The organism is Delftia sp. ZNC0008, from assembly GCF_000799035.1.
GTDB classification, from domain to species: Bacteria; Pseudomonadota; Gammaproteobacteria; order Burkholderiales; family Burkholderiaceae_C; genus Comamonas; species Comamonas tsuruhatensis.
Window position 1 is genome coordinate 1 of sequence record NZ_JTKZ01000670.1, and the last position, 3,713, is coordinate 3,713.

At 70.2% G+C, this 3,713-nt stretch carries 3 protein-coding genes and 1 pseudogene; 2 read left to right on the forward strand and 2 right to left on the reverse strand.

Features of this window, described 5'->3' with window-relative positions:
* Nucleotides 1-311 (forward strand): annotated as a pseudogene (locus L995_RS21955) (nucleoside/nucleotide kinase family protein); the annotation flags it as partial.
* 22 nt (nt 312-333) lie between these two features.
* On the opposite strand, the gene L995_RS21960 reads toward L995_RS21955, so the two are convergent.
* Together L995_RS21960 and L995_RS21965 are read right to left on the reverse strand one after the other, a co-directional pair.
* The gene (locus L995_RS21960; protein WP_047473709.1) at nt 334-1,935 is read right to left on the reverse strand and encodes a gamma-glutamyltransferase family protein; all 1,602 of its coding nucleotides are present in this window, start codon (nt 1,933-1,935) and stop codon (nt 334-336) included.
* A gap of 172 nt (nt 1,936-2,107) precedes the next feature.
* On the reverse strand, nt 2,108-3,115 hold the full coding sequence (locus L995_RS21965) for a Bug family tripartite tricarboxylate transporter substrate binding protein (RefSeq protein ID WP_047473710.1): 1,008 nt from the start codon (nt 3,113-3,115) through the stop codon (nt 2,108-2,110).
* A 153-nt stretch (nt 3,116-3,268) separates the two neighbouring features.
* On the opposite strand from L995_RS21965, the gene L995_RS21970 reads away from it, so the two are divergent.
* A partial coding sequence (locus L995_RS21970; RefSeq protein ID WP_047473711.1) for a LysR family transcriptional regulator occupies nt 3,269-3,713 on the forward strand: 445 nt, incomplete at its 3' end.

The window sequence follows — 3,713 nt, forward strand, 5'->3', positions numbered from 1 at the left end:
CCGCGTCCATTGCAGGCGCCATCGCCATCGCGCCCGGCGTGCCCCTGGTCATCACCGAAGGCAACTACCTGCTGATGGAGGAACAGGATGCGCCGGGCACACACTGGCATGCCGTGCGCGCGCTGCTGGACGAGGTCTGGTACGTGGACATGGACGACCGCCTTCGCATCGAACGCCTGACCCGCCGCCACGAACTCCACGGCCGCAGCCCCCAGGCCGCACGCGACTGGGTGGCACAGGTGGACGAGTCCAATGCGCGCCGCATTGCGGCAACGCGGGGGCGGGCGGATTGGGTGTTGCGCTGGGGGTGAGGCTGCAGAACACAGCCCCCGCTCAGAACGCCACCACGCCCCCATCCTTGCGCGGGTCCGATCCGCCGATGTAGTGGTCGCCGTCGCGCAGCACCAGCTGCGCGCCGCCGAAGGCGAAGACGCCATGGCCTTGCTCGATCGTGACTTCGTGGCCGCGTGCGCGCAGGGCGGCGACGACCTCGGCGTCGAAGGCGGGTTCCACGGCCACGCCCTTGCCGCCCGTCACGCGCCAGCGCGGTGCGTCGGCGGCGGCCTGGGGGTTCTGGCCGTAGCGCAGCACGCGCAGGGCCATCTGCAGGTGGCCCTGGCTCTGCATGGGGCCGCCCATCACGCCGAAGGCCATCTGGGGCGTGCCGTCGGCGTTCATCGCAAAGGCCGGGATGATGGTGTGCGAGGGGCGCTTGCGTGGCGCGACCTCGTTGGCATGGCCGGCTTGCGTGGTGAAGCCGTGGCCGCGGTTTTGCAGGCTGATGCCGGTGCCCGGCACGACCACGCCCGAGCCGAAGCCCATGTAGTTGGACTGGATGAACGAGACCATCATGCCGCTGGCATCGGCCGCCGCCAGGTAGACCGTGCCGCCGGGGCGCGGTGCGCCGTAGGTGGGCGCGCTGGCGCGCTCGCGGTCAATGAGCGCCGCGCGTTCGCGCAGGTAGCCGGCGTCCAGCAGATGGGCGGATTCGACGCGCATGTGGTCGCCGTCGGCGTTGTATTCGTGCAGGTCGGCCAGGGCCAGCTTCATGGCCTCGACCTGCAGGTGCACGGACTCCACTCCGTCCAGCGGCTCGGCGCCCACGCCCAGTGCATCCAGCATGCCCAGCGCCATCAGCGCGGCAATGCCCTGGCCGTTGGGCGGGATCTCGTGGATCACCGAATCGCCAAAGGTCTGCGACACCGTGCCGACCCAGTCGGCCTGGTGGGCGGCCAGGTCGGCCTCGGTCATGGCGCCGCCGCAGGCCTTGGCGTGCTCGGCCATCGAGCGCGCCAGTGCGCCACGGTAGAAGGACTCGCCCTTGGTGGCGGCGATCTCCTCCAGCGTGCGCGCATGGGCTTCGCTGCGGAACACCTCGCCCGCCTTGGGGGCCTTGCCATCGGGCAGGAAGCACTCGGCAAAACCGGGCTGGTCGCCGAGCTTGGCGCCGCCCAGCGCCCACAGCGTGGCGATGGTGGGCGAGACCGCAAAGCCGTCGCGCGCATAGCGGATGGCGGGCTGGGCCAGTTGCTCGAACGGCAGCTTGCCGAAGCGGCGCGACAGCTCCACCCAGGCCGAGACGGCGCCGGGCACGGTGACAGCGTTCCAGCCCTTCTCGGGGATGCCGCCCAGCGCGGCGAAGTACTCGGGCGTCCAGGCTTCGGGCGAGCGGCCCGAGGCATTGAGGCCGTGCAATTCCTTGCCGTCCCACAGGATGCAGAAGGCATCGCTGCCCAGGCCGCAGCCCGTGGGCTCGACCACGGTCAGCGCCATGGCCGTGGCAATGGCCGCATCCACCGCATTGCCGCCGGCCAGCAGCATGGACAGGCCGGCCTGCGCGGCCAGCGGCTGCGAGGTGGAGACCATGTTGCGGCCCAGCACCGAAGAGCGGTGCGAGGCGTAGGGAAGTGTCCAGTCCGTAACAGTGCTTGTCATATCAATTTCCATAGCGCCAACGCGCCACCGATAGCTTGAGGAACCGCAGGCACGGCCCAGCTCAGGGACGCCAAGCAAGGGCCTACGCCGGCCGCGCCACCCCGCAGCAAGGGCGTCGTCCCCCTCCCGCAGGAGAGGGGGAAGCGGCAAAGCCGCTCAGGGGGTGCTTCACTCAATCCAATGTGATTTTGTTGTCTTTGATGACCTGCGCCCAGCGCGCGCTGTCGGCCTGCACCATGGCAGCGAACTGCGCGGGCGTGCGGGGCGATGCGGCCTCCACGCCCTGCCTGGCCAGGCTGGCCACCACCTCGGGATTCTGGATGGCCTTGTTGAAGGCCTGATTGATCCGCGCCACCAGCTCGGGCTTCATGCCGGCCGGGCCATAGACGCCGAACCAGGTGACGGAAGAATAGCCAGGCAGGCCGGACTCGGCCACCGTGGGCAGGTCGGGCGCCAGCGCGCTGCGCTTGTCGCCGGTCACGGCCAGGGCGCGCAGGCGGCCGCTGGCCACATGGGGCATGCCGGTGGGAATGGAGTCGAACAGCAGGTGCACCTGGCCTGCGGACAGGTCGGTGATGGACTGGGCCGTGCCCTTGTAGGGCACATGGGTCAGTTGCAGGCCCGCGCGCGCCGCGAAGGCCGCCGCGTTCAGGTGGACGATGGTGCCGTTGCCACTGCTGGCGTAGTTGAGGGCGCCCGGATGGGCCTTGGCATAGGCGATCAGCTCCTGCACGTTGCGCACGGGCAGCGAGGGCGTGACCAGCAGGATGCTGGCCGCACCGCCGATCTCGGCAATGGGCGTGAAATCCTTGTCGGCCTTGTAGGCCAGACGGGTCATCAGATGCGGCGAGATGGCATGCGTGCTGCTGGTGGTGAACAGCAGCGTGTAGCCGTCCGGCGAGGCCTTGGCGGCCTCGCCCGTGCCGATGGTGCCGCCCGCGCCGGGGCGGTTGTCGATGACCAGCTGCTGGCCCAGGTCCTGGGACATGCGCTGCGCCACCACGCGCGCCACGAGGTCGGTGGCGCCGCTGGCCGGAAAGGGCACGACCAGGCGCACCGGGTGCGAGGGCCAGGACGCCTGGCCCTGTGCCACGGCGGGCAGGGCCATGGCGCCAGCCAGGGCACAGGCCGCAGCCACGAGGGTGCGGCGTGGAAGTAAAACGCTGGGCAATGCCTTCATGGGCACACTCCTGGTCAGAGGGTTGGACAGCTGCAGCCGCTGCTCCCTGCAACGCCGCAACAGGCCATCGTAGAACCCTCGCCCCTTTGCCGCCATCAGCAAATTTGCAAACCTGCGTTGCCTCTGCGGCAAATTGATGACAATCGGGGCGACATGCCCGACGCCCGCCACCTTCTCCTGCAGGACACCGCGCTGCGCTACTTCCATGAAGTGGCGCAATGCGGATCGCTGACCGAGGCATCGGCGCGGCTGCATGTGGCGGCCTCGGCCATCAGCCGCCAGATCGCGGCGCTGGAGGGGCTGCTGGGCACGCCGCTGTTCGAACGCCACCCGCGCGGCATGGTGCTCAATGCGGCCGGCGAGATCCTGGCCGACCATGTGCGCCGCGCCGGCCTGGATGCCGAGCGCGCGCTGGGCGAGATCGAGGCCCTGCAGGGGCTGCGCAGCGGCCGCGTGCGCATCGCAAGCTCCGACGCCTTTGCCAACGAGTTCCTGCCGCGCCTGTGCGCGGCCTTCCAGCGCGAGCACGCCGGCATCGTCTTCGAGGTCATGGTGCTGCCCACGCCCGCCGTGCCCGAGGCCGTGCGCAGCGACGCGG